This window comes from Ochrobactrum sp. SSR (assembly GCF_030067775.1).
Classification (GTDB): Bacteria; Pseudomonadota; Alphaproteobacteria; order Rhizobiales; family Rhizobiaceae; genus Brucella; species Brucella teleogrylli.
Window position 1 is genome coordinate 327,871 of the sequence record NZ_CP125971.1, and the last position, 26,974, is coordinate 354,844.

Below are 26,974 nucleotides of genomic sequence, written 5' to 3' on the forward strand. Positions count from 1 at the left end.
CTGCGCGCGCCGGATTCAGCGCGCGCAAAGTCCATATGGCTTACATTTTGGAGACTTCGGCTTCTTCTTCCTTGAGAAGTTCTGGAAGCATTGGCTCAGCCACGGCTTTCAGCCATGCGAGATATTCAGGCTGGTTCTTATCGATAGCCAGACCGATCTCGTTGACGGCCTCAGTGCTGTCCTGACAGTTATTTTCACGCGGCAACGCTTCTAGGCCCTTGACATTGCGGCTGAGGGCCACGAAGGGAATGCGATTGATCGGTGCCACGTCCGCGCGACCCGCCATGATTTCTTCCATCGGCGCCGCTGTTCCAGCGCTCGTCACACCGCGAAGCGTGGCCTTGGGGAAACGTTCCTTGACCCAATTTTCCTCGCCGCCACCCGTGAAATAAGCAATGGTCACTTCCGGTTTGTCGAAATCGTCAACCGACTTGGCACCCGAAACCTTTGGGTTGTTAGCCTTGCCGAACACGCACAAAGCCGTGCGCGAATAGGTGACAAAATCAACAACTTCCTGCCGCTGCTTGGTCATGGAGAGTGGCGAAATCGTCATGTCCACCTGATTGGCGGCCAGAACCGGCACTTTGGTTTCGTGGGAAACGAGAACCGGAACCAGTTTAACGCCAAGCTTCTCGGCATAGGTCTGCGCAAGCGTCCAGGCCGGTCCGCGCCATGGCTGGCCGGAACCGGTGGTATCTTCCACAAGCCATGGCGGATTGGCCAGAACACCGGCACGCAATTCACCCGACTTCTTGATGGCGTCGATACGCGCACTCTTACCGGGTGCTGGAACTTCCTGCGCCTGCGCCATGCCAGCCAGAGGCACCATATTCATAGCTGTGGCGGCCACCACTGCCCATAGCAACTTTTTCATTGAAATCACTCCTCCCATACAACGGCCAGCACTCCCTCCGGCCTGATATATTCTAGTATACAAGTTGCGATACACTTGCAAGGACTACGTGAAAATATCTCTGAGCCCCGTTGAGGGTTCGCCGCAATTCTTTGATTAGATGCCGGGAAGTCCGGTTATTGGCAGTCCGGCAGTAAGTTCCGCAGAACTCAATTGACAATGACCACGATAAGAAACGGAGCAGGCGTTTGTGGCGTGTTTTAGCCGTCGCATTTCGACACCAAACGCATGGAGCGCCTCTAACCGCGTTCCATGCGTCGGGGTGAGTTATCAACTCCAGGCGTGAAGCGGCGGCTTTTCGTCGTTCAGGAAATAATTGCCGAGTATCGCATATTTCCATCGCACCGGATCATGCAGCGTATGCGTCCGGGCATTGCGCCAATGGCGGTCGAGCTGATGTTCGGCGAGCGTCGAGCGCGTACCCGCAAGTTCGAACAGTTTGTTGGTCGCAGCGATCGCGATTTCCGTCGACAATATTTTCGCCTCAGCCGTCACAATCTGCGCTTCTGCGACGGTCTCTGCGTTGGGGTTCTCAATGGCGCGATCGATGGCATAACCCGCCTTTTCGAGCAGCGCCTGAGCCGCATGAAGGCGAAGCGTGAGATCGCCGATAGCGTGGATCGTATAAGGATCGTCCGAAGCGCGTTCGAGACCGCTATCCACCCATGCACGGCTTTTGGTTCGCACGAAAGAGATCGTTTCGGCGATAGCCGCACTGGCGATACCCGTATCCACGGCGACCTGAATGATCTGGAAAATGGCCCCATCGGCAGTCGGCACTTCATAACCCTTATAACCCGGCACCAGATGGGTTTTCGGGACCTTCACATCATTGAGGATGACGGTTCCCGACAGGGTTGTGCGCTGGCCGAAGGATGACCAATCGTCGATGACTGTAAGACCTGGAGCGTCCCGCTCGGCAATTGCATACCAGGCTCGCCCTTGTTCATCGAGCGCGACGATCGGCACCAGATGCGCCAGCAAAGCACCAGACGAATAGAACTTCTGGCCGTTGACCACAACATGATCCCCGGCATCGACGAATTTCGTTTCAAAATCGGCGGCACGCTTGGACCCGAACTCGGAAAACGCGTTGCCGAAGCGGGTGCCGCGCAGTGCTTCGCCGAAGAGCAATTTCTGCTGCGCCTCGTCAGAAACCGTACGCACGGCTGCGAGAACACCAAGATGGTTTTGCGCAATCTGCCCGATGGAGGAATCGGCAGCGGAGACAATTTCGATCACCTTGGCGAGCGTCGCGTAAGAGACTTCCGGACCGCCAAATTTCTTCGGCACGTTAATCGACCACAGACCGCTTTGCGAAAAGGAATCCAGTTCCTTGACCGGCCATATGCGGTCGCGGTCGCGGATGGCTGCACCCGGAGCGATTTCTGCCGCCAGTTTCTTCGCAACCTCAATTGCCTCCGCATCGCTTTTAATGACATAGGCGGGTTTGCCCGGTCGTGGCACAGCGGGCACGCCCTGGCTCACGTCCTTCGTATTCACATTGGAAATGGTCATCGCATGTCTCCTCGTTTTCGTTGAATTTCAATGGGCGAGCGCCACAGAACCCGAGACCGGTTTCTGTCCGAGATAAAAAGCCTTCACGTCGTCACGCGCTTTGAGATCGGCGGCACTGCCGGAGAGCACGCTGACACCGTTTTCAAGAATGACGGCCCTGTCGGCGTAGGTAAGCGCCACCGCCGAATTCTGTTCCGCGACAAGAATGGAAAGTCCGTCTTCGCGGTTGAGCTTGCGCAATGTGCGGAAAATATCCTGTACGACAAGCGGCGCCAGCCCCATCGACGGTTCGTCGAGCACCAGCAATCGGGGGCGTGACATCAAGGCGCGTCCGATGGCGGTCATCTGCTGTTCCCCGCCGGAAGTGAGACCGGAAAGCGCCCGGCGCTTATCACGCAGCCGTGGAAAATAGGTGTAGACTCTCTCAAGGTCCGTCGCGATTTCAGACCGCGAACCGCCGCGCCCGAGCCCGCCCGTGACGAGGTTGTCCTCGACGCTCAAGCTTTTGAAGCAATGGCGCCCTTCGAGCACCTGCACCAGACCGAGCCGTACGAGACCTGCCGGCGTTTCGCGGGTGACGTCCCGCCCCTCGAAGAAAATGCGCCCCGCGTTAACCTGCCCTCGTTCCGCCGGAAGTAGGTTAGAGATGGCTTTCAATGTGGTCGTCTTGCCCGCGCCGTTGGCGCCGAGAATGGCGAGGATTTCCCCCCGACCTATCGAAAGATCGACCCCATGCAGCGCCGTGATAGAATGATTATAGGTCGCGTGGAGGCCCTCAACGGACACAAGCCCGTTTTCTCCCGAGTTTGCTTTGAGCCTGTGGGTTTCCAATGTCATGCCAAACTCCTCTGGCGGGCCAACCCCGCATAGCCGTAACTGGGCGGGCGACATCGTTGCCGCCCGCTCCACCCATGGCTTCAGTTGGTCGCAACATCCGCATCGGCAGCGGTGCGAAGCTTGATACCTTTTTCTTTCGCATAGGCTTCCGAAGACTTTTCGATGATCGGGCGTAGCAAGGCCCAGTCAGGCGCGATCCAATCAGAAACGACTTTCCACTTCTTGCCGTCCCACTGCTGGAAGGTCACGTAGCCGTTGCCCTCGTGGTTATCCCAAGTGACATTGATGGAGTGGAACAGGTCTTTAGCACCCAAAGCTTCGACGCGCGCTGGATCGAGTTGCAGATGTTCGAAACCCCAGCGTACTTCATCGCCGGTCAACGTTCTCTTTCCGAATTTCTCCTGCGCAATGCGTATAGCTTCGACGTTCAGGATGCCATTGACAATGCCGAGATTGTGGTAGACGGAACCGATACGGTTTTTGTCTTCCAGATTGCCCTTACCCGCATCATAGACGGTCTTGACGATTTCCTTGACCACTGGGTAGTCCGCGCCCGATGCCTGTGTGGTGATGGCGGTATAACCCTTGGCCGCATCGCCTGCAGGAATGACGTCCTCTTCCGAGTTTGACCACACATTGCCGATGATGCGATCGACCGGAAAACCTGTTTTCGCTGCTGTTTTCAGAGCCACGGGATTCATCACACCCCAGCCGCGCAGCACGACATAATCCGGCTTGGCGCGGCGGATCGTAAGCCATTGTGATTGCTGCTCGTTACCCGGATGAGGAACCTCGATCTGCTGCAACTCGAAACCATATTTCTCCGCAAGCAGTTCATAAATCGGGATGGTTTCCTTGCCATAAGGCGAGCCGTGGTAGAGTACCACAATCTTTTTACCTTTGAGACTATCAAGACCACCTTCCTTGGAGGCGATGTAGTTCACGATACCGGACGTTTCAGAATAGGGATTGAGCAATAGTGGAAAGACATAAGGGAACACACGTCCATCGGTGGAATCCGTGCGCCCGTGATTAATGGTGATCAACGGTACCTTGTCCTGCGTGATACGGTCGATCATCGCATAGGCGATACCCACGGAAAGCGGGTTCCACGCGGCAATGCCGGGATTGCTTTTCAGACGCTCATAGGCTTCCACACCACGTTCAACCTCATATTGCGTTTCGGCTTCCGACCACGTCAGCTTGACCCCATTGACTCCACCATCGCGGGTGTTGATCAGATTGAGGTAATCGATGAACCCACCAAAGAAGCCAGTACCACCGGCAGCGTAAGGGCCGACGCGATAGCTCTGAAGCGGGAAATACTGCTCGTCTGCCTGCGCCGGAAGCGCAAAAGTAGCAAGGCCTATACCAGCGGCGAGAGCCGCGATTTTGATTTTCGTGTATAGGGTCATTTCTGGACGCACTCCATCTATCGGGTGAGATAATCACCACCCGGTTTCGTTCAGGATTTATGGACTTTGTTGGAAGCCTTCTGAGGCGCTTCCGGATATCACGACCGTCGGATAACTGCCGTAAAGTTCGCTTTCAGTCGGTCCCAGAGCGACACAAGCCCGTCGGGCTCAAGGACCAGAAACAGGATGATGAAGACGCCGACGACAATGCGCTGCGTCATATCCAGCACGCCGGAATCGAACACGTCGCCGAGCAACAGTCCCCCAACCCTCGACAAGATCAGCGGGAAAATAACGATCAGTGCTGCGCCAAAAAAGGCGCCACGTATCGATGCGAGGCCACCAATGATGATGATGAACAATATCTGGAACGAGCGGTCGAGATTGAAACCCGCCGGTTCCACCGTGCGCAGATAGGCAAAGGCCCATAGCACACCCGCCACCCCGATGATGAAAGAGGAAGCCGCAAAGGCAAGCAGCTTGGTCCGCAACACCGGCACACCGATGATCCGCGCTGCCGTTTCATTGTCGCGCACGGCAATGAAATTCCGTCCGGTCTGCGACGACACCAGGCGATAGGCGAGGAACGTGACCGCCACCACAATTGTCAGTGCGAATAGATAGCGTCCGACTGCTCCCTCAAAGGCAATACCGCCGATGGACAACGCCGGAGCATCGATGACGCCGGAGGCGGAATTGTTGGAAAACCATCCGAACTTGGTCAGCGCCCATTGTACGAAGAACTGGGCTGCGAGTGTAGAAACGGCAAGGTAGAAACCGCGCAAGCGCAGGCTCGGCAAACCGAAGACAACACCAACTGCCGCCGCCGCCAGTCCGGCAAAAACGATAGAGACCAGCAGCGGCAATCCATCCATGCGCAGATTGAAATTATAGGCCGCGAAAGCGCCCACTGCCATGAATGCTGCCGAGCCAAGTGAAACTTGGCCCGCATAGCCGGTCAGAAGGTTGAGCCCAACACCGACGAGGCTCAAGGCCAGAAACGGCAGGAGAATGGCCTCAAAAAGATAGCTCGTGCCGATAAACGGTATGATGAGATAGGCAACCACCAGCACCGCAAGCGGAGCGGCGTAACGCGGCGATGCAACAGGACTGGAGGAACTGGCTGCTATGACGGACATGGTCAGACCCTTTCCACAAGCTTCTGGCCGAACATGCCTGACGGGCGAATGAGCAGGAAAGCGAGTGCCACCACATAGGCAAACCAGCTCTCAATGCCTCCACCGAGATATTCTCCGATATAAACCTCCGCTAACTTCTCCGATGCGCCCACCAGTAATCCGCCGACAATCGCACCAAGAATGGAATCGAAGCCACCGAGTACCAGAACCGGTAAAGCCTTCAGCACGACCAGCGACAGCGAGAATTGCACGCCAAGGCGCGCGCCCCACAACAGGCCTGCGACCAGCGCGACTAGACCGGCAGCGGCCCATACGCTGGCCCATATCCACGGCAGTTTGAGCCCAATGGCCAAGGCTGCGAACTGGTCGTCAGCAACAGCACGGAAGCCGAGGCCGATCCGCGTATAGCGAAAGAATGCTGATAGTAGCGCCACCATGCCAGCCGCGACCACGGCGGCAAAAATATCAAACTGGCTGATGAAAATGCCTCCAACATTGAAGGGCACATCTTCGATCCCGAGGTCAAGAGCGTGAACCTGCGTGCCCCATAGGAGCTGAGCTGCGCCCTCAATGATATAGGACAGGCCGAGCGTCGCCATGAAAAGCGTGATAGGCGGCTTGTTGGTAAGAGGCCGCAGTACGCTGCGTTCAATGGCGATACCGATGATCACCATGGCGGCAAACGTAACGACAAAGGCTCCCCAGAACGGCACGCCCCGCTCCGTGAGGCTGACGAAAGTCAGCGCCGCGAAAAGCAGCAGCGCCCCTTGCGAGAAATTCAGCACACCGGACGTTTTATAAATCAGCACAAACCCGATGGCGACAAGGGAATACATGACTCCGGACAACAGCCCGCCAATCAGCACTTCCGTGAAGAACATCCAATCAAAATCAGCCATCAGATGCCCTCCCCATCTTCATTTTCCGGCGCCACACCAAGATATGCATCAATGACATGCTGATCGGATGCGATCTCCTGCGGCGTTCCATCTGCAATCTTGCGCCCGTAATCGAGTACTGCAATGCGGTCTGAGAGGCCCATCACAACGCCGATGTCATGCTCGATCAGCACGACGGTAATGTCATATTCGTCCCTCGCCAGGCGGATATAATCGGCAAGCTCGTTCTTTTCGGTGGCGGTCATACCGGCCATCGGCTCATCAAGAAGCAGGATACGCGGCGCGGCGGTCAAAGCACGGGCAAGTTCAGCCCGCTTTTGCAGACCATAGGGCAAAGTGCCTGCCAGCCGGTCGGCATAGGACGACAGATGCAAAAAATCGATGACGCGACTTGCCCGTTCGTAGGCATCCGCCTGCGCGCGGCGAGCCTGTGGCAACCCCACGATCTGGCTCAGAAAATTCGAACGATTGGCAAAGGCGCGTCCCGACGCGACATTGTCGAGAACACTCAGGCCCTTGAACAAAGCGAGGTTTTGAAAGGTACGCGCAACGCCGAGATGCGCCAGCTTCTGGATCGGCACCGGATCATAGCTCTTACCACCAATGGCGATCTGCCCACGACTGGGCCGGTAGACGCCTGAAATGACATTGATGAGTGAACTTTTTCCGGCACCGTTCGGTCCGATGATCGCACGAATTTCTCCCTGTCGGACCTTGAGGTCAACATCCTGCAAGGCAACAACGCCCCCGAACGACAGGCCGATGCCGCGCAGCTCCAGTGCAAGATCGCGTCGCAGCGATGTGGGGGCAGCTTCAGCCGCCGCCCGCGTTTCTGCGCTCGCTTCCGCATCAGTATCTGCAATCTGGAAATACAATGCCGACATTGTTCGTTCCGTGTTTTACTCGAATTCAATCAGGGCATTCCGGCGTGCAAACGGATGTAACCGTCCGTTCGCGAACACGATTGCGTCCGCGTTAAGCTGGAGCGACGGCGATAACCGTCGCTTCCATCATTCGGTTTGGTCTATTCGGCGGCGAGGGCCGCGTTGTCTTCCGCTTCTTCCAGCGCGCGCACCAGCGGAATGACATGCTTGCCGAAATATTCGACTTCTTCCTGGAAATGCAGGAAACCGAGCAGGATAAGATCGGCACCGGCGCGTTTCAGCTTGACCACGCGTTCAGCCACCTGCTGCGGCGTGCCGATCAGGTTGGAGCGGAAACCGTCATTATACTGGACAAGATCATCAAAGCTGGACTTTGCCCAATTGCCTTCGCCTTCGGGCGAAGACTTGCCAGCATTCTTGACCTCGTGACCGAAAGCATTGACCGCTTCGGGATTGGCCTTTTCAATGATCTCGGCGAGAACGGCCTTTGCCTCTTCTTCCGTGTCACGAACGATGGCAAAGGCATTGACGCCGACGCGAACCGAATGGTTGTTTTCCGCCGCCTTGGTTTGAATGTCATCGACCTGCTTGGCGATTTCCTCCGGCGTATTGCCATTGGTAAAATACCAGTCGGAAACCCGTGATGCCATATCGCGCGCAGCACGCGACGAGCCGCCCTGAAAGATCTCAGGTTGTGGATCAATGGGCTTTGGCTTCAGCGAATAGTTGTTGAAGCGATAGAAATCACCATGGAATGAATAGCTGTCTTCGGTCCAGATGCCGCGCAGCGCTCGAATGAATTCCTCCGAGCGGCGGTAACGCTCATCGTGGTCATACCATGGCTCGCCAATGGCGTGGAACTCGCCACGGAACCAACCGCTGACGACATTCACCGCAACGCGACCATTGGTGAGGTGGTTGATCGTCGCGATCTGCTTGGCAGCAAGCGCCGGATTCCATGGTCCGGGCAGAATGGCTGCAATCACCTTCAGCGTTTTGGTGGATTCAAGAAGTGCGTGGCTGAATGATACGGATTCATGCTGGAATTCCGCACCATAGCCCGCCGTGAAGCGAATCTGGCTCAACGCATATTCGAAGCCATTTGCTTCGGCGATCTGCGCCAGCTTGCGGTTATAATCAATCGTCCAGCTGGTGCGCTGTTCAATATTCGAAATGACAAGGCCGCCAGAGACATTCGGCACCCAATAGGCAAATTTCACGGGATTTCTGCTGCGTTCTGTCATGGTTTAACTCCTTAGGTGATCATCAATTCGCAATGGCTTCGCCCGGCACGACGCGAAGCGTCCGGTCGCCCGTTTCCGACGACGCAACGGTGCGGGGTATGGCAGGTGAAAGATCGAATAGTTCCGAAACAGCCCGCTCAATGCGCGCTTCAACGGCTGGATTGGAAAGAATATATTCAGTGAAATCCGCTTCGACGGCATAGACCGTTGTTGGAATGGTGACGGCACCGAAAAACCCAAACAACGGGCGAAACTGATGTTCCAACATCAGCCCGTGCAGCGGTGAGCCGCCCGTCGCGGCAAGAACAACGCGCCGTCCCTGCAAGGCACGAAAATCAACAACATCAAAGAGATGCTTCAGCGCACCGGTATAGGATGCGCGATAGACGGGCGAGCCGACCACAAGCACATCCGCAGCCTCGACAGCGTCGATGATAGCACGGCCAGCAGCATCCAGCTGATCGGCGCGCAATGCACGGAACAGAACCGGCGCGGCGTCGACCAGATCAATTCTGTCTATCTCGACACTCGCGCCGCGGGCGATGCCCGCGAGAATATCGTCAACCAGTCGTGCCGTCCGCGACGGTCGCTTGACGCTGCCATAGATGCCTAAAACCTTCATACAAACACTCCTTGGAGAGCCTATTGTCTATGGATTTAGTAAATTATCAAAGGCAGCTATTCCAAAGTCACGGGCTTCCGTGGAATGGAATCACTCTATATGTGAGAAGATGAACAACGGAAATGGCCCGCGGCCAACCTCATCTATACTGATGCGTTCATAATGTTTCGGGCTCTGCGGCTCTGAATGCCACCGCAAATACGCGGTGGCGCACGAACGTCTTCCGCAACAGACCTCGCAACCGGATTAGCTTTCACACGCGTTTTATAACGGCTGAGACCAGAGCAAGTAAAAAATCAACGCCAGCATATGATAGGTGACCACGGAGCCGCCTAGGCTCCGGCGGTCTATCGTGGCGAGCCAATCGCCTTTATTAGATCAGCATTGAAGCGTTCTGGATCCTGCATCTGTGGGGTATGCCCATAATCAGGATAGGTGATCAGTTGCGAATTGGGTATGCGCGCCTGAGCCTCCTCTGCCAATACCGGATAATTGCCAAGCGTTGCCGCAAGTTCAGGATCCGCACGGTTTTTGCCCATAGCCGTATTATCCTTCAGGCCAATCATCAGAACGGTCGGTACGCGCAGTTTTTCAAATTCATGGACAACAGGCTGGTTGAACACCATGTCAGCAGTCAAAGCCTGATGCCAGGCTACGATATTTCCGCCCGGCCCTTCATACATGGACGCCAGCATATCGACCGGACTGTCGAACTCCGGCTTCCACGTGCCAGCATAATAAGTCGATTGCTGATAGGCCTTGATGCTTGCCCGCGTCACCTTCAGTTCAGTGGCGTATAGTTGATCGATGGTCGCATTCGGAACGCCCTTGGCACGCCAATCTTCCATCCCCAACGGATTAACCACCACCAGCTTCTGGAGTTCATCCGGATATTGCAGCGCGTAGCGTATGGCCAGCATACCGCCCATCGAATGCCCGACCAGAACTGGCTTTTCGATGTTAAGTGCAGTCAGAAGCTGGTGCGTGTTGTCAGCAAGCGCATGCAGACCATATTGATAACGCGCTGGCTTCGTTGATTTACAGAACCCGATCTGGTCGGGAGCAATCACTCTGTACCCCTCACCGGTCAGGGCTTTGATGGTTGTTTCCCATGTGCCGCCGCAGAAGTTCTTGCCATGCAGAAGAACGGCCGTCTGGCCGTTGGCATTTTCCGGGCGGGCGTCGATATAGGCCATCGTCATGGCCTCGTTCTGACTGAGAATGGTTTGGTGCTGGACCGGCCAACCATAATCGAAATCACCAAGCAAAGGGTCCGCCATGGCAGGTGTTGCAATTCCCAATGCGATTGCCATCATCATCGGGATTGTGGGTGATACAGTCATTTGGGTCTCCAATTGCTCGTTTCAATAGCCAAAGTCACGATATTCGCCATTTGCAATACCAACATGGTTTCGTGACCGCTGCATGGGCTGCCGCAATCACGAAACCGTTGGTGAGGATTACCTTGGCTTACTGGTCGATAAAGTCGGCAAGCAGCGCGTTGACTTCAGTTGCCGATTCTTCAAGCAGCCAATGGCCGGTGTCTGGGAGAATGGTCGAACCAAGCTTGCTGGGGTCCTTTACGAAGCGGGCTGCCAGTTGCTTCGGCAGAACGTCGTTTACGCCCTTGGCACCGCTGATCGAATAGACCGGGATGGTCAGTTGTTTGCCGGCGGCAAGCAGCGCTTCGTTCTGGCGGGCGCTGTCCGAATGTGACTGATAATAGCCAAAGGCGGCGCGCAGATTGGCGCGGGTCGAATAGGGTTCGATCAGCTCATCCAGCAGTTCCGGTGTGAAGACGTCCCTCTTGCCCGCATATTCCTTGATGAAGTAGCTCATGAACAGCACCGGATCTGTGGAGACCATTTTCTCGGCAATATCGCCGAACGAGAAATAGCCGAAATGCCAGCCGAGGCCCGGACCATTTGGCGTCAAACCTGGATAGGTCCACATCGCCTTGTCGGGGATCGGCGAATCCATGAACACGACCTTCTTGATGATATCCTGATTGTTAGCGACCATCGGATAGGATGCCGAGTTGCACAGGTCGTGGCAGACATAGGTGAAAGGTTGATTGTCGGTCAGGCTTTTGATCGCGCCCAGAAGATAGGCGCTCATCTGCTCTGCGTCATATCGCTTGGCCGATGGCTCCGACTGTCCTAAACCCGGCAGGTCGATTGCGATGACCTGATGGTTGGCAGAGAATTTCTCCAGAGCCGGTTGCCACATTTTCCAGGTAGAGCCGAAGCCGTGCACGAAGATGATTGGATCGCCCTTGCCTTCGCCGCCGCGCACATAGTGGAGGCGGATACCGTCGGTTTCCACCATGCCGCTTTCGAACCCCTCAGGAACGGCATATTGACCGCGCTTTTCGGCTTTGACTTTTGGCCAGGTTCGCCTTGGAAACTTCCGGCGGCGTGTTGATGGAAGGCAATACGTTTTCTTGCGCCAGAACTGGCGATGAAAATAGCATCGTGGCGCTCAGCAAAGCACCAGCAGACAGGATTTTTGAAAACACGGTTTCGTCCTTTCTTGAAAAAGCCCGACACGAATGATCTCGGGCAGGATGACCCGGTGCGCCTACAGTTGCTTCATGAGTGCGACGCCGAAGCCAAAGGGAGGGAACCTGACGATCAGGCGACCAGCGAACGTCCAGCATAGGGCGGATAATCGACATAGCCCGCGCGTCCGCCACCGTAATATGTTGCGCGATCAGGCTCTGCCAGAGGCCAGTTGTTGCGCAGCCGCTCGACCAGATCAGGATTGGCGATGAATGGCTGGCCGAATGCCGCAAGGTCAATCAATCCGGCATCAAGCAGACGCTGAGCACGCGCCTGATCCAGACCGCCAGCCAGGATGAGCGCCGTATTCGGCAACAACGGACGCCATTGTTCCATCAAGCCGTGAATGGCATCACTGACAGGGCGTTCGCCATAAGGCAGCTTGACCTGCCCAGATTGATCCATGACGTGAACATAGGCCACGCCGCGCTTGCCCAGTTCCGCTGCCAGAGCGACATAAGTCTCTTCGAGGTCCGGGAACAGTGGATTGTCGTGAATGGTGCCATATGGCGACAGACGAATGGCAACGCGGCTGGCGCCAATGGCTTCCGATACCGCATCGACGGTTTCGAGCACAAAGCGCAGGCGCCCTTCGATGTTTTTGGCGGAATAGATATCGTCGCGGTCATTGACCAGTGGGTTGATGAACTGTTCCAGCAGATAGCCATTGGCACCATGTAGTTCGACGCCGTCGAAGCCCGCATCGACGGCATTGCGTGCTGCCTGCACAAAGTCACCGATAACCCGCTTCACTTCTTCAGTCGTAAGGGCACGCGGCTCCGAGACCGGCACGAAATCGGGCTCACCATTCGCATTGCGAACAAAAGACAAAGCGCCTGACGCCACTCGGCCTGTTGAACTGACGGGTGCCTTGCCGTCTTCCTGAATGGACCGGTTGGAAATGCGGCCAACATGCCAGAGCTGCGCGAAAATACGACCGCCTGCGCTGTGAACAGACTGGGTAACCAGACGCCAGCCCTTGATTTGTTCTTCGCTGAAAATACCGGGATTGAAAAGATAGCCCTGCCCTTCGCGCGAAATCGGCGTACCTTCGGTGACGATCAGCCCCGCTGTCGCGCGCTGGCTGTAATAGAGCGCAACCAACTCGTCAGCCGCGCCACTAAAACTCCGCGAACGAGTCATCGGCGCCATGACAATGCGGTTGGGTAGTGCAAGACCCGAAAGGTTAAACGGCTTGAAAAGGCTGCTCATGTTCTGGTTCTCCTGAACTGGCATTCATCAATTTTCTGACAGCCTTTATATCGGCGTTGACGAGATAGCTTAATGGCGCTTGAATTCGGATCATTGTGGAAGGATTTTCCGGAATGAAATTGAAATTGGATAATATCGGCGCACTCCAGACATTCGTACATGCTGCCGAAAAGAGAAGTTTTCGTGAGGCGGGCCAAATTGTAGGCCTGTCGGCTTCTGCTGTTGGTAAATCGGTGCAAAAGCTTGAAGAGCAACTCGGTGTGCGACTGTTTCATCGCTCGACGCGCTCAATCGCACTTACCACCGAAGGAAAACTGTTTCTTGAACGGTGCCGCCGCGTTCTAGGCGAACTGGAAGTGGCGCAGGCAGAGTTATCCCAGTCATCTCAGGGCATCCGCGGACGCCTGAAAATCGGCTTGCCCATTTCATCCACGCTGCTGGTGTCAGCCGTCAGCGCTTTTATGAAGGCCTATCCGGAAGTTGATCTCGAGTTGGATATCAGCGACCGCTTTGCCGATGTCATTGACGAAGGGTTCGATGTGGTGATCCGCACCGGAAAACCGAAGGATAGTCGCCTGCTTTACCGGAAGGTCGGGGAGTTTTCGTGGTGCCTCGTCGCCTCACCGGATTATATCGCACGATGCGGCGCGCCTAAGTCCATTGCCGATCTCCAGAACCATCGCTGCCTCCGGCACCGTTATTCGGAAACCGGTAAGATTGCTCCCTGGGAACTGGCCGGTCAGGACGACGAGAACTCGAGGGCGCCGGAAACATTCACTGTAACCACCGTCGATTCCATTATACAATTGGTTTTGGATGGAAACGGCATCGCCATGCTGCCAAGCTTTTCCGCTAAAAGCAGAATACGGGATGGTTCATTGGTCGATGTTCTGCCGGGCGCGGCCAACAATACCGGGATATTTTATCTTCTTTGGCCTGCAAGCCGCTATCCACTGGCGCGAGTACGGGCTTTTTTGGATTTCGTTTCAAAATATCTTACAGAGCAACTCGCCTGACAGCCGATTTCCGGCACCGACGCTCATTAGGGACAAGAGCGAGCGCCTCATCGGCGCGAGCCGACGCGCGCTGCACAAAGCCATTGAACGGGACAAATCCGACATTACATCCAGGCGCGCTCATTCCTTCCTGAGCGCGCTGCTCGTTATTTCCTGCGAATATTTGGCCCTGCCCAACACAAGAGTGTAGACCACAGGCACCACGAAGAGGGTCAACAAGGTGCCGAAGGACATACCACCAACAATCACCCAGCCGATGGCCTGACGGCTTTGCGCACCGGCCCCGGTCGCGATGGCAAGCGGGATAGCGCCAAGCACCATTGCCCCTGTGGTCATGAGGATCGGGCGCAGACGCATCACCGCCGCTTCCACCACAGCTTCGGCAGCGTCCCGCCCCTGGTCACGCATATGATTGGCGAACTCGACAATCAGAATACCGTGTTTGGTAATCAGTCCGACGAGTGTGACCAGACCAATCTGGCTATAGACGTTCATACTCGCGCCTGCGAGCCACAGCGCCAGCAAAGCACCCGCAATCGAAAGCGGAACCGTGAGCAGAATGATGAATGGGCTGACAAAGCTTTCAAACTGCGCTGCCAGAACCAGATAGATAAACAGGATAGCCAGGCCGAACACGAACAGAATGCTTGAATTGGAGCTGGTGAATTCACGAGACTCCCCTTCCAGATCGTACTGAGCATAGGTTGGAAAGGTCTCATTCGCGGTATTTTGCAGATAAGTCAGCGCCTCGCCCAGTGAATAATCGGGAGCCAGACCCGCACTGATCGTTGCCGAACGCAGCCGGTTGAAACGATAGAGATTGGCTGGTTCGACACTTTCCTTGACGGTCACGAGATTGGACAACGGGATAAGCTGGCCGGACGAGCCGCGCACATTGACGATATTGATGGAATCCGGCGTAGCACGGTCACTCGCGTCAAGCTGGACAAGAACATCCGATTGCTCGCCATCCCGGTCGATGCGTGTTACCTGACGGCTGCCGAACATCGTTTCCAGCGTACGCCCGACATCGGAAACCTGTAGACCCGCCTCGCGGATTTTCTCGCGGTTCATGTTGATTTCCATACGAGGCTTGTTGAGATCGAGGTTCGATTCAACGTTCACCAGTCCTGGATTCTCCTTGATCCTATCGACAAATGCGTTCGCAAGCGTATTGAGATCCTCGTAGCTTGAGGAAGACTGGATCACAAACTGGACCGGATTATTGGCGCCTGCCCCGCTGCCACGTGCGGTCGAAAGCGATGGCATATTAAAGGCAAAGCCACGAACGCCCGGGATCGCCGTCATTTGCGGACCGATGGACTGAATGATTTCCTGCTGACTGCGATCACGCTCGTCCCAGTCCTTCAGCAGCCCAAAGGCGCTGAAATTGGTCACCTGCGGAAAACCGTAAATGGCAAAATAGGTACTGATCTCGGGTATGTTGGAAAGGATCTCCTCGCTGACCTGACCATAACGCTGCGTAAACTGAAGCGTTGAACCTTCCGGAGCAGTGCCCGCCATGCGGATGACACCTCTATCCTCCACCGGAGCAAGTTCGCTTGGCAGATTGACATAAAGGAAACCCGCCAAGGCAGCCGTTGCCGCAGCGCTCGTGAGCACAATTAGCTTGTGTCGCATGGCAAGGCCGAGCGCGCGCCGATAATACTCGTTGAGACGGTCGAGAAACCCCTCCAAGGCGCGTGAAATCCGACCCTGATTTTCATTGTGACGCAACAGCTTGCCGCACATCATGGGTGTCAGCGTCAGAGCCACGAAACCGGAGACCAGCACTGCACCCGCGAGTGTCAGGGCAAACTCGATGAACAATTGCCCGGTCCGGCCCTCCGTGAACGCAATCGGCACATAGACAGCAGCCAGTGTAAGCGTCATCGCGATGACCGCGAAGGCGATTTCTCCCGTACCGGCAATGGCTGCCTGTACCGGGGTTTCCCCTTCTTCGATACGCCTGTGCACGTTTTCCAGAACGACGATAGCGTCATCCACCACCAGACCAATAGCCAGTACCATGGCGAGCAAGGTCAGTGTGTTGATACTGAAGCCGAAGGCAAACATGATTGCCAGCGTCGTTATGAGCGAAACCGGTATTGTCACGATGGGAATAAGGCTCGCGCGCACTGAACGCAGGAAGAAGAAGATCACCATGATGACGAGGACTATCGCCTCCCCAATCGTAGTGAACACTGCTGCAATGGAACGGTCGATAAAGATCGACGTATCATAGGTAATTTCGGCTTGCATCCCATCCGGCAGACTCTCCTGGATGCCGGGGAGAACAGCGCGCAGGCTATTCGCGACATCAAGCGGGTTCGCTGTCGCCTGCTTGACAACGCCGATGGATATCGCCGTTTGCCCCTGTTTGGTGGTGGCGCGCCGTTCGTCGGCGGCGCCCAATTCGGTCCTTCCGACATCACGCAGACGCACCGGATAACCATTCACGACATTGATGATGATATCCGCGAATTCTTCAGGCGTCGTCAGCGCCGTATTGGCGAGAAGCGTGAACTCCCGGTCCTTGCTTTCAATACGCCCGGCGGGCACTTCGACATTCTGGTTTTCAAGAGCCGTTTCGACATCCTGAACCGTCAAGCCATAACCCGCCAGCTTGCGAGCATCGATCCAGACGCGCATCGCATATTCGCGCGCGCCCAAAACACGGGCTTCCGAGACGCCGGGCAAATTTTGGATGCGATCAACAATCGAGCGGTTGAGAAGATCGGTGATTTCAAGACCGGAATGGCGGTCGCTTGTAAAAGCTACATAGACGATGGGCTGGGCATCCGCCTCCACCTTGGCCACGATAGGCTCGTCAATCTCATCCGGGAGATTGCGCCTTGCGCGGGACACGCGGTCGCGGACTTCTGCAGCAGCGACTTCGGGGTCGGTCCCCAGGGTAAAGCGCACCGTGATAGCGCTGGTTTCGGCGCGACTTGTCGATGACACCACGTCGATACCGGCAATGCCGGAAAGCTGCGTTTCCAGAACCTGCGTCACCTGACTTTCCACGATTTCGGCATTGGCGCCGGAATAGGTCGTGGAAACCGAAACCGTCGGTTCTTCAACATCGGGGTATTCGCGGGTGCTCAACCGCTCATAGGATACGATGCCGAGCAGCACGAGAACAAGGCTCAGAACAGTCGCGAAGACTGGTCGGCGGACACACATTTCCCATATGGACATTAGACCGAGCCCTCCGCCAGCGCTTCCTGAACGCTGACCTTGCTGCCATTCTGCAGTTTTTGCTGCCCAGCCGTGATCACCCGCGCCGTGTTATCAAGCCCGGATACGATCTCCACTTTCCCATCCAGACGCTGGCCCAAAGTTACCGTAACGATCTCGATCGTATCGTCATCCTTGATCCGATAGACGGTCTGTGTTTCGCCGCTTGGCACAATAGCGCTTTCCGGCACCAGCATGGCATCTGCCTTGGTGCCAGTCGTGACATTGACGCGCACGAAAAGGCCCGGTCGCAACTTCAGATCAGGATTGGCGATAAGCGCGCGCATACGAATGGAACGACCGGTTTCGTCGATGGACGGCTCGATGGCATAGACCTGTCCTTGAAACAACTGGTCTGGCAGCGCATCAGCGACCACCGAAACCTGCTGCTGGGGCGTAATATCCGCCAGCGCCACTTCCGGTAAGGTGAACTCAGCCACAAGCGGATCGATCTGATCAAGCTTGGCAAGGTTGGTGGATCCAGCCGTAACATAAGCGCCAACGCTGACGGAGCGCAGACCGACCACGCCATCGAAGGGCGCCTTGATCGAAGTCTGCGCTAGCTGCGCTTCGGCCAGTGCCAGAGCAGCTTCGGTGTTGCGCAGATTTGCCTGCGCTTCCTCCAGAGCCTGCGTCGCGCTGATACCGCGCTTCGATAGGGCTTCCGTCCTGTCAAAGGTGGATTTGGCAAGCACATTTGCCGCCCGGGCTGACTGTACGGAAGCGCTCAGGATCGAGGTATCTAGCTGGAAGAGGACGCTGCCCGCTTGAACACGCTGGCCTTCTTCGAACAGAATCTTGTCCACGCGCCCGCCGATTTCCGATGCCAGCGTAACGGATTCTTTGGCGCGAAGGCTGCCGACTGCCGAGATGATGCTGTCCAGATCCCGTGTTTCCACGGTTGCAGCTTCGACAGCTGTCGCTCTTGCTGGAGTTGTTGCAGCCGCTGCCGTCGTCGCCTCAGCTGAGGTCTTTTGCATGCCCTGCCATGCGAAATAAGCTCCGACGAGGAACAGCCCCAATATAAATAGCAGTAAACCGCGTTTCCCAGATTTCATATGTCGGTGCCTTTTCATCCGTCGAGGCCGTAAGATCCGACCCCGACTTGATAGGGGACGATAGCCAAATATACGCTTCCAACATATTTTACTTTACTGTAAAGTAAAATTAATCTTCCGTAATGTCCGCTCGTTTCCGCTCAGCGACCTTGAGGCAAACCTCTCCTCCAGCCCGACGCGCCGCGCTTTTGAATGGCCAATTGGCAACGTTGTGGAAAATCTTTGATCACGCGTAGTTGAACAACGAAGCGGGATGCTTATTTCTGTGCGACCGAGTTTTTCGCAAAGGGTCGTCTACATGGAATTGCTTACTGAGCATCTGGCGTTTCTATCCAGCCCGGGCGGCTGGGCTGCACTGATAACGCTGGTGACGATGGAAATCGTCCTCGGCATCGACAATCTGATATTCATTTCGATCCTTACGAACAAACTCCCCGCTCATTTACAATCAAAAGCAAGACGGATCGGCATTGGTGCCGCGCTTATATTGCGTCTGGCGCTACTTTTCACGATCTCGATCATCGTGCAGCTCAAAGAACCGATCTTCGAAGCGTTTGGCCACGGCTTTTCGTGGCGCGACATCATCCTCATTGCGGGTGGTCTTTTCCTTGTCTGGAAGGCGACCAAGGAAATCCATCACACGGTCGATCCGAATGACGGTAAGGAAAATATCGGTGGTAAAGTCGCGGAACTGACGATGGGCGCTGCCGTCGTGCAGATACTCATTCTCGATCTGGTTTTCTCAGTCGACTCGATTATTACCGCCGTTGGCATGACCGACGAAATCGCCATCATGGTCATCGCCGTTCTCTCCGCTGTGGCGGTAATGCTGCTGGCTGCCGATCCGCTATCGCGCTTCATCGCCGCCAATCCGACCATTGTAATGTTGGCGCTGAGCTTCCTGCTGATGATCGGCATGACGCTGATCGCCGACGGTTTTGGCTTCCATGTGCCGAAAGGCTACATCTATGCCGCCATGGGTTTCTCGGCGCTCGTCGAGGCACTCAACATGCTCGCACGGCGAAAGCGATTAGATAAATAACGCATAATCAATCGAAAAGGCCGCCGTTGAATGAAGGCGGCGGCCTTACAGTGCTTATCACCGTCGCGGGATCAGACGCACCAGATTCCCAACCACTTTATACAGAGGCGGATTTCAATCCCGAATTGATGCCAGCACCCTGTCGAAATGTGCGATCTCTTCCACCGTATTGTAGTGCACCAGGGTTGCCCGGAGCGCACCGCTATCCATACTGAGCCCCAGCCGTGCCATCAGCCGCGGCGCAAACAGGTGACCGTCGCGGATCATGATACCCGCATCCGCCATGGCCTGAGCAATATGGGCTGGCTGCTTGCCCGGAAGGTTGAAGCAGAAAGTGGGTACACGTTCGGCAATGTGCGCTTCGTCCGCAATGCCGTAGACGATGGCGTCATGTGATTTCAGAACCTTCAGGACAGAAAGCGACAGCGTCGTTTCATAGGCCCTGATAGCCGCCATGCCAGCCACCAGATTGGCGCGGCGCGATTTTTCAGACGACGCCTCGAAGTTGCGGCCAAGCGATTCCAGATAATCAACTGCAGCGCCCATGCCGACAGCATTTTCATAGGTGAAGGTGCCGACTTCGATCTTGTGTGGAGGCACGTCGGGGATGAAGTCTTCCTTGAATGTCGGCAAGGCCTTGAGAAGGTCGAACCGGCCCCAGAGAAAGCCCATATGCGGTGAGAAATTCTTGTACCCCGAGCAGACCAAATAGTCGCAATCCCAAGCCTGAACGTCGATCAGACCATGCGGCCCATAATGGACGGCATCCAGAAAAACTTCCGCTCCCGCAGCATGCGCCAGTTCCGCGACGCTACGCACATCGACAAGCGAGCCGATGGAATGTGAGGCGACCGTGACGGCCACCAAACGTGTACGCCTGTTGAGCAGCGGCTTCAGATCATCGACATGCAGGTTACCGTCCTCGCGCATCCGCCACCAGACGCATTTCACCCCCTGGCTTTCGAGCGCCAGCCAGGTCGAGATATTGGCGTCATGATCCATGTCGGTAACGACAATCTCGTTGCGTTCATCGATCATCCTGGCGATGCCGAGGCTGACGAGCCGGATAAAGGAGGTCGCATTCATGCCGAAGGAAATTTCAGCCGGATCATAGGCATTGACGAGAATGGCAACACTTTGGCGCGCCTCGGCTATCGCCTGATCCACCGCCCGGCTCGATGCATAGCGCCCTCCGCGCTGCACCATGCGGTGCAGCATGTGGTGGCTAACAGCGTCGATAACGCCCTGAGGCACCTGCGCACCAGCACCATTGTCGAAGAAGACCGGATTGCCCGGCAGGGATAAAGCCGGAAAATGGGCGCGCACGCGGTCCACCGGAAACGCTCCGGCGCTTTCAAAAGCTGTGGGCATCGAGATACTCCCAAACGAATGTCTGTACCGCTTTCGCGGCAAGAGCACATCCCGAAAAGTGCAAAGCGGTTTTCGGATAAGATGTGCATATAAACAAAAGGTTAGAGCGGTTACAACGACTCAACTTTCACTGAAACCGCTCTAGTGCATGATCTGTCGAAGGAAGGCGGCGGCCCGCTCGCTCTTCGGCGCGGTGAAGAAATCTTGCGGCTTGGCTTCCTCGCAAATCGCGCCGTGATCCATGAAGATCACCCGGTCGGCAACCCGACGGGCAAAGCCCATTTCATGGGTCACGACCAGCATTGTCATGCCGTCTTCGGCCAGCGAGATCATCGTATCGAGCACTTCGCCCACAGTTTCGGGGTCGAGCGCCGAGGTTGGCTCGTCGAACAGCATCACCTTAGGCTGCATGCAAAGCGACCGCGAAATTGCTGCGCGCTGCTGTTGTCCTCCCGAAAGCTGCGAAGGATAGCGATCCGCCAGATGGCCAATGCGTACGCGCTCAAGATACTTGCGGGCGAGGTCTTCGGCTTCCTTTTGTTGAATCTTCTTCACCGTCATCGGGGCGATGGTGCAGTTCTCAAGGATCGTCAGATGCGGAAATAGGTTGAAATGCTGGAACACCATGCCGACCTCGCGGCGGATGGCATCCAGCTGCGGACCCTTGCCGTTAAGCTCTATGCCGTCGACGACGATCGAGCCGCTTTCATGCTTTTCCAGTTGATTGATGCAGCGGATGGTTGTCGATTTTCCCGAGCCCGATGGCCCGCAGATCACGATGCGCTCGCCTTTCGCAACCGAGAGGGTGACATCGCGTAGCGCGTGATAATTACCGTACCACTTGTTGATGCCACGCATAATGATAGCCGGGCGGTCGGACGTGTTTACGGAGATACTATCGGTCATCGGGGGAAACCAGTTCTGGCGAGGTCAGCGGGCGGTCTTTGCGGTGGCGCTGCGCTTTTCGAGATAGCCTACCAGACGAACCATCGGCCAGAGGAACGCGAAATAGATGATTGCGGCGCCAATCAAAGGCGTGGGATTGGCCATCAGCGCTTGCGTGTCGTTGGCCTGCTTGAGCAGATCTGGCATGGCAACTACCGAGGCGAGCGCTGTATCCTTGAACGTCGAGATACAATTGGAGGTCAGTGGGGGCACCATGACCTTGAGTGCCTGCGGCAGAATGATTTTGCGCATCGCTTGCCAGAAAGGCAGGCCCAGCGAGACCGCTGCTTCGAACTGCCCCTTAGGCACATTCTCGATGCCCGCGCGGCAAACTTCAGCCGTAAAAGCGGCGAGCACCATGGAAAGCGCCAGCGTCGCCGAGGTGAAAGAGGAAAACGAAATGCCGACGAAAGGCAGTGCGTAATAGATCAGGATCAACACCACCAGAACCGGCAACGCCCGAAAGATATCGATATAGCCGATGGCGATATACTGAAACGGTTTGGGCGCATAGAGGCGCACAAAGCAAAGAAGCAGACCGAAAAGACTGCCGAAGAAAATGGCGGTCACGCCCAGAAGCAGGGTATTCCCGAGCCCGAGCAGCAGAATTGGAAAGGACCGGACGAGAATGTCCCAATTGAAAAACGTTTCGATCAGACCCATGGCATCAATCCGGAAATCCTGAGATGGTTTGAGAGGCGGCTGCGTCAGACACTCCGACGCAGCCGCTCGCGTTTACTGCGCGGATGGAACCGGCATCGGTTTGACGGTCGAAGTACCGGCATCCGGTTCAACACCGAACCACTTCTTGTGGATAGCGGCGAGAGTGCCATCTTCCTTCATCTTGGAAATCGCATCATTGACCTTCGGCAGGATTTCGAGATCCTTCTTGGCCATCATGGCAAAGCGTTCACCAGTCGGGATACGAACGAGAACCTTCAAGGCCGGCATTTTCTGGATCGCGTACTGGAAGCCGGCCAGTTCACCGGCGCCACCGACAATTCGACCCGTCTGCACGTCGAGCAGCAGATCCTGTTGAGCCGCATAGCTCTTGACCTCGGCAACGCCAAGCTTCTCGGCGTTTTCCTTTGCCCAGCTCTCGCCCGTGGTGCCAGCGACGACGCCGATCACCTTGCCCTTGAGGTCTTCCAGCGCCTTGACTGGTGCATCGGCCTTGCCGACGATTGTGCCGTCGCTGTCGTAATAAGGCTGCGTGAAAGACTGCGTCTTCAGGCGTTCGTTCGTGACCGAAATGGACGAAATGGCGAAATCGATACGGCCCGAACTGGTGGCGGCAAACAGCGCCTGGAAACCGAGAGGCTGGAATTCAACGTCCATGCCGAGCCGCTTTGCGGCTTCGGTCGCGACATCGACTTCAAAGCCCTCGAAGACACCCTTCTCGTTCTTGAATTCCCATGGCGGGTTGGCCGCATAGGAGCCGACAACAATCTTGCCGTCCGCAAAGGCGGACGAAACCATAAACGACAACGCCGCAGCTGTCAGAATAGCGACTTTTTTAAACATGGTTCCTCTCTGGACTTCGTGTCTCTGATTATGATCGATAATTTATCGTGCCTGTAATCTGCATCAGGCATTTCGTTTCGGCACAATGCGTTCAAGCGCGGTGAATAGGTGGTCGACCGCATCGGTGGACGTGACGTAACCTGGCGATAGCCGCATCGTGCTGCCGCGCGCATCGCAATAGATTTTCTGCTCGCGCAGCGCCGATACAACCGCTGCCGGAACGACATCAGCTGGCAGCGTCAGCATCACGCTGCCGCCGCGCCGTGCATCGTCGACCGGGGAAACAAGTTTCCAACCCAGATTCTGTGCGCGCGCAATGATCGCATGGGCGCTAGCGAGATTGTTCGCGCGGATATTGTCGACACCCTGTTCCATCGCCCATTGGATACCTGGCAGAGACGCGACCGAAGCCAGAATCGCTGGCGTACCATGATCCATGCGCCGCGCATCACCTGCAAAGGAAAACCCGTCGAGATCCCAGGAAAAGGGGTTTTCCTGACTGAACCAACCCCGAAGCTCTGGGCGCAAATCGGCCAACAACGATGGTGTGACCTGTATGATCCCGGCGCCTGAAGCGCCGCACAGCCATTTCAGCGAGGTGGAAACGACGAAATCAGCCCCGGTCGTCCTGACCGAGAACGGCAGAACGCCGACGCCCTGCGTGATATCGACACCGACGAGTGTTCCCATCGCTCGGCCATGGGCGCAAAGGGCTTCAACATCCACCTTATGCGAGGTGGTGGATGAAACGAATGTCAGCAGTGCAACGCCCACATCGTCCTGCCAGCGCGCGATGAAATCCTCATCACGCACCCATGCCTCGCCGGGACGCATTGGCACAGTGTCCAGCGTAAAACCAAAGCGCTGCGCGATGCCTGCCAGCATGAAATGCAGGCTCGGGAAACAATCGGCGGCCACAAGCAGCCGCTTACCGCGCAGACGCTCTGCTGGCAGGCCGCCGATGATGCTGTAAAGCGCGGTTGTAACATTCTCGGCTGTCGTCAGCGAACCCGCTGGCGCATCGATCACATTCCGCCAGGCATCAATGAAAGTCTGACGTGCAGCCAGCGCGGCTGGCCATTGACCATCATCCTCCGCCGACCAGACGGCTGAGAAAGCGGACAAAGCTTCCGCCATCTTTTCCGCCTTACCGGGGAAAGTGCCGATCGAATGATAGAGGAAATAGTCAGACATTTCAGACCTCGAATATTTTGATCAAAAGATCACAGTATTCGTATGACGTCAATCCGGTGAGCGGGCAGACCGCACAATTGTATGCGGCTCAGCACTGAAAACCTATCAAGCCATTGATTTAAATTAAATTTTTTTAGACGCAGAATGGAGATAACGCACATGCGGAAGCAGCGGGTGGTTACTATTCCACAATCAGCGTACGCAAAAGATCCTGCGTATCGCGTATATCGGACACCATGGCCTCGCGGGCGCGGCCAGCGTCACGCGACTTCATCGCCGCGACGATGCGGCGGTGATTCCGCGTATAAGCCTTGTCGCCTTCCGCCTTCATGCGCGGCTGCACATAGGCCGATAACATTCGCATATATGGACCATACCGCAACCACAGCGTGTCTATCAGCTGCATAAGAACTTCGGAATGGGAAGCTTTATAGATCAGATAGTGAAATTCGCGATTGCGATCGAGCATGGCGTAAACCTGCTCCTCGCCAGCGCAAGCTTCATGCAGCACGATATTGGCTTCAAGTGCGTCGATTTCATCCGCAGTAATGGCCTGCGCCGCCAATTCGGTTGCAAGGCCCTCCACTGTGGCCCTTGCCTGACACAAATCATCCAGCCGCGCGACACTGACGGGCGGCACTCGCGCCGAACCGTTGCGCGCCACCTCCAGCGCGTTCTCCGCAGCAAGCCGCCGCAACGCCTCGCGCACAGGCATATGGCTGGTATCGAATGTCTGCGACAAAGACGCGATGGTCAGCACCTGACCGGGATCGAAACGTCCGATCAGCAGGGCCTCACGCAACTGCAGGTAGACTGCATCCTGTACGGTCACTCGGCCGGAAACGGGACCAAATCCTTCATCGAGTGACAACAATCGGACTCCTTGCTTGGTTGGCGAACAATACTCCACTCAATTTTTGCATTTCGCAGGACCGAAAACAAGCCGATATATCATTTGATCAAACGCTCAAAGTTGAGTAATGAATCTGCATCACGGCCCTGAAACGATAATCCGGGCTTATAGAGACCAGCACAGGAATGATCAGATGGCACGTTTTGCGCGGCGGATTACGCAAACCTCTCCCAAGAGCTTCGGCATGTTCCAGAAGGCCGCAGCACTGGCTTCCTCCGGCGTTGACCTCATTCATCTCGAACTCGGTCGGCCCTTCCACGACACGCCAGCGCATATTAAGGACGCCGCGATCAAGGCCTTGCGTGACGGTCACGTGCATTACAGCGACATGCGCGGCGAAGCGGAACTGCGCCAAGCCCTGAAGACAAAACTCGCCGACTACAACAAGATCGACGTGAGCGCCGACGAAATTCTCATGGTCAATGGCCTGACCCAGGCATCATTTGTCGCTTTCATGGCTCTCCTTGATGAGGGCGACGAGGCGATCCTGCTGGAACCCTATTATCCGCAGCATATCAACAAGATCGAGATGACCGGCGCTCGCGTAATATTGGCGCCGCTCGATCCCAAGACGAATTTCAGCATCAGCCGCGAGCTGATCGAACCGTTGATTACCACGCGGACACGCATGATCGTGCTGGTCAATCCCTCCAACCCGACTGGCCGTGTCTATAGCCGCGCCGAACTTGAAATTCTGGCGGACCTGGCCATCAAACACGATCTCGTCATCGTCTCCGATGAGGTCTATGAGCAAATTTTGTTCGATGGCGCGGAACATATCTCTATCGCCGCACTGCCGGGCATGAAGGAACGCACGATTTCGATGTTCGCCTTCACCAAAGCCTATGCGATGGATGGATGGCGGCTTGGCTACGTCGTCGCCGATGCGTCCATGATGCCTGCTTTCCTCAAGCTCACGGCAAACGAGATCACCCACGTCAACACTTTCATTCAGTACGGCGCCCTGGCTGCTGTGACCGGCCCGGCTGCTATTCTTGATGAGATGGTCGCCGACGACCGCCGCAAGCGTGACCTCGTTGTCAGCCGCCTCAACCAAATGCCGGGCGTGACCTGCGAGAGTCCGCAGGGCACGATCTACGCTTTTCCAGACATCAGTGGCACTGGCCTTACCTCCCAAAAGGCGGCGGACATGATCCTTGAACAAGTCGGCGTCGTTGTGGAAGCTGGTGGCTTCTACGGCAAATCGGGTGACAACCACCTGCGGGTGTGCTTCGGCTCTGAAAGCTACGAAAGGCTCGAACAGGCGATGGACCGGCTCAGCACATTCTTCAACGGACTCTGAGTGAACTGATCTTCCGGCTTGTCGTTCCTTTGCCGGTTGATGGCCGAAGTACTTATTGCCAGTCAAGATTCTCGTGCTTGCCTGACCAGCAGCAGGGCCCTCATCCCAAGCGAGCATAGTGCTG

At 56.0% G+C, this 26,974-nt stretch carries 24 protein-coding genes; 4 read left to right on the forward strand and 20 right to left on the reverse strand.

Annotated elements, in window-relative coordinates:
* Nucleotides 1-40 precede the first annotated feature (40 nt).
* The 11 genes from QLQ11_RS18950 to QLQ11_RS19000 form a co-directional block, all read right to left on the reverse strand.
* On the reverse strand, nt 41-874 hold the full coding sequence (locus QLQ11_RS18950) for an ABC transporter substrate-binding protein (RefSeq protein ID WP_283735726.1): 834 nt from the start codon (nt 872-874) through the stop codon (nt 41-43).
* Between the two features lie 309 nt (nt 875-1,183).
* Complete coding sequence (locus QLQ11_RS18955) at nt 1,184-2,431, reverse strand: SfnB family sulfur acquisition oxidoreductase (protein ID WP_283735725.1); 1,248 nt, start codon at nt 2,429-2,431, stop codon at nt 1,184-1,186.
* A 27-nt stretch (nt 2,432-2,458) separates the two neighbouring features.
* Nucleotides 2,459-3,268 carry an ABC transporter ATP-binding protein gene (locus tag QLQ11_RS18960; protein WP_283735724.1) on the reverse strand — a complete coding sequence of 270 codons (810 nt, stop codon included), beginning with the start codon at nt 3,266-3,268 and terminating at the stop codon, nt 2,459-2,461.
* An 80-nt stretch (nt 3,269-3,348) separates the two neighbouring features.
* The gene (locus QLQ11_RS18965; protein WP_283735723.1) at nt 3,349-4,683 is read right to left on the reverse strand and encodes an ABC transporter substrate-binding protein; all 1,335 of its coding nucleotides are present in this window, start codon (nt 4,681-4,683) and stop codon (nt 3,349-3,351) included.
* Between the two features lie 98 nt (nt 4,684-4,781).
* On the reverse strand, nt 4,782-5,822 hold the full coding sequence (locus QLQ11_RS18970) for a branched-chain amino acid ABC transporter permease (RefSeq protein WP_283735722.1): 1,041 nt from the start codon (nt 5,820-5,822) through the stop codon (nt 4,782-4,784).
* A 2-nt stretch (nt 5,823-5,824) separates the two neighbouring features.
* A complete protein-coding gene (locus QLQ11_RS18975) occupies nt 5,825-6,721 on the reverse strand; it encodes a branched-chain amino acid ABC transporter permease (RefSeq protein ID WP_283735721.1) in 897 nt (298 codons plus the stop codon).
* A complete protein-coding gene (locus tag QLQ11_RS18980; protein WP_283735720.1) occupies nt 6,721-7,605 on the reverse strand; it encodes an ABC transporter ATP-binding protein in 885 nt (294 codons plus the stop codon). The genes QLQ11_RS18975 and QLQ11_RS18980 overlap by 1 nt, the downstream gene beginning before the upstream one ends.
* A 140-nt stretch (nt 7,606-7,745) precedes the next feature.
* Complete coding sequence (gene sfnG, locus QLQ11_RS18985) at nt 7,746-8,849, reverse strand: dimethylsulfone monooxygenase SfnG (protein ID WP_121537629.1); 1,104 nt, start codon at nt 8,847-8,849, stop codon at nt 7,746-7,748.
* A 22-nt stretch (nt 8,850-8,871) separates the two neighbouring features.
* On the reverse strand, nt 8,872-9,471 hold the full coding sequence (msuE, locus tag QLQ11_RS18990) for an FMN reductase (protein ID WP_283735719.1): 600 nt from the start codon (nt 9,469-9,471) through the stop codon (nt 8,872-8,874).
* A gap of 347 nt (nt 9,472-9,818) precedes the next feature.
* Nucleotides 9,819-10,814, reverse strand: a complete 996-nt coding sequence (locus tag QLQ11_RS18995; protein ID WP_283735718.1) for an alpha/beta fold hydrolase — start codon at nt 10,812-10,814, stop codon at nt 9,819-9,821.
* A gap of 127 nt (nt 10,815-10,941) precedes the next feature.
* Nucleotides 10,942-11,799 carry an alpha/beta fold hydrolase gene (locus QLQ11_RS19000; protein WP_268967170.1) on the reverse strand — a complete coding sequence of 286 codons (858 nt, stop codon included), beginning with the start codon at nt 11,797-11,799 and terminating at the stop codon, nt 10,942-10,944.
* Between the two features lie 95 nt (nt 11,800-11,894).
* On the opposite strand from QLQ11_RS19000, the gene QLQ11_RS19005 reads away from it, so the two are divergent.
* Entirely contained in the window at nt 11,895-12,026 is a 132-nt protein-coding gene (locus QLQ11_RS19005) for a hypothetical protein (protein WP_371836056.1), read from the forward strand.
* A gap of 78 nt (nt 12,027-12,104) precedes the next feature.
* Here the strand turns inward: QLQ11_RS19005 and QLQ11_RS19010 are convergent, their stop codons facing one another.
* On the reverse strand, nt 12,105-13,244 hold the full coding sequence (locus tag QLQ11_RS19010; RefSeq protein WP_283735715.1) for an alkene reductase: 1,140 nt from the start codon (nt 13,242-13,244) through the stop codon (nt 12,105-12,107).
* 113 nt (nt 13,245-13,357) lie between these two features.
* On the opposite strand from QLQ11_RS19010, the gene QLQ11_RS19015 reads away from it, so the two are divergent.
* Nucleotides 13,358-14,260: a LysR family transcriptional regulator gene (locus tag QLQ11_RS19015; protein ID WP_371836057.1), complete on the forward strand. Its 903-nt coding sequence runs from the start codon at nt 13,358-13,360 to the stop codon at nt 14,258-14,260.
* 120 nt (nt 14,261-14,380) lie between these two features.
* Here QLQ11_RS19015 and QLQ11_RS19020 read toward each other — a convergent pair whose 3' ends face one another.
* Nucleotides 14,381-17,461, reverse strand: coding sequence for an efflux RND transporter permease subunit (locus QLQ11_RS19020; protein WP_371836058.1), 3,081 nt, complete (start codon nt 17,459-17,461; stop codon nt 14,381-14,383).
* Nucleotides 17,461-18,480 (reverse strand): efflux RND transporter periplasmic adaptor subunit, encoded by a 1,020-nt coding sequence (locus QLQ11_RS19025; protein ID WP_283735713.1) that lies wholly within the window; start codon nt 18,478-18,480, stop codon nt 17,461-17,463. The genes QLQ11_RS19020 and QLQ11_RS19025 overlap by 1 nt, the downstream gene beginning before the upstream one ends.
* 376 nt (nt 18,481-18,856) lie before the next feature.
* On the opposite strand from QLQ11_RS19025, the gene QLQ11_RS19030 reads away from it, so the two are divergent.
* Complete coding sequence (locus QLQ11_RS19030; protein WP_109366446.1) at nt 18,857-19,600, forward strand: TerC family protein; 744 nt, start codon at nt 18,857-18,859, stop codon at nt 19,598-19,600.
* Between the two features lie 114 nt (nt 19,601-19,714).
* Here QLQ11_RS19030 and QLQ11_RS19035 read toward each other — a convergent pair whose 3' ends face one another.
* The 6 genes from QLQ11_RS19035 to QLQ11_RS19060 all read right to left on the reverse strand — a co-directional run bounded on the left by QLQ11_RS19035 (nt 19,715) and on the right by QLQ11_RS19060 (nt 25,505).
* On the reverse strand, nt 19,715-20,971 hold the full coding sequence (locus tag QLQ11_RS19035; RefSeq protein WP_283735712.1) for a cysteine desulfurase-like protein: 1,257 nt from the start codon (nt 20,969-20,971) through the stop codon (nt 19,715-19,717).
* 141 nt (nt 20,972-21,112) lie between these two features.
* A complete protein-coding gene (locus QLQ11_RS19040; RefSeq protein WP_109366192.1) occupies nt 21,113-21,877 on the reverse strand; it encodes an amino acid ABC transporter ATP-binding protein in 765 nt (254 codons plus the stop codon).
* A 24-nt stretch (nt 21,878-21,901) separates the two neighbouring features.
* Nucleotides 21,902-22,579 (reverse strand): amino acid ABC transporter permease, encoded by a 678-nt coding sequence (locus QLQ11_RS19045; protein WP_109366193.1) that lies wholly within the window; start codon nt 22,577-22,579, stop codon nt 21,902-21,904.
* Nucleotides 22,580-22,651: 72 nt separating this feature from the next.
* Nucleotides 22,652-23,440 (reverse strand): ABC transporter substrate-binding protein, encoded by a 789-nt coding sequence (locus tag QLQ11_RS19050; RefSeq protein WP_109366194.1) that lies wholly within the window; start codon nt 23,438-23,440, stop codon nt 22,652-22,654.
* A 63-nt stretch (nt 23,441-23,503) separates the two neighbouring features.
* A complete protein-coding gene (locus QLQ11_RS19055) occupies nt 23,504-24,634 on the reverse strand; it encodes an aminotransferase class V-fold PLP-dependent enzyme (RefSeq protein ID WP_283735711.1) in 1,131 nt (376 codons plus the stop codon).
* A gap of 181 nt (nt 24,635-24,815) precedes the next feature.
* Nucleotides 24,816-25,505 (reverse strand): GntR family transcriptional regulator, encoded by a 690-nt coding sequence (locus QLQ11_RS19060; RefSeq protein ID WP_121537611.1) that lies wholly within the window; start codon nt 25,503-25,505, stop codon nt 24,816-24,818.
* A 175-nt stretch (nt 25,506-25,680) separates the two neighbouring features.
* On the opposite strand from QLQ11_RS19060, the gene QLQ11_RS19065 reads away from it, so the two are divergent.
* Nucleotides 25,681-26,850, forward strand: a complete 1,170-nt coding sequence (locus QLQ11_RS19065) for a pyridoxal phosphate-dependent aminotransferase (protein WP_283735710.1) — start codon at nt 25,681-25,683, stop codon at nt 26,848-26,850.
* The last annotated feature ends 124 nt before the right edge of the window (nt 26,851-26,974 follow it).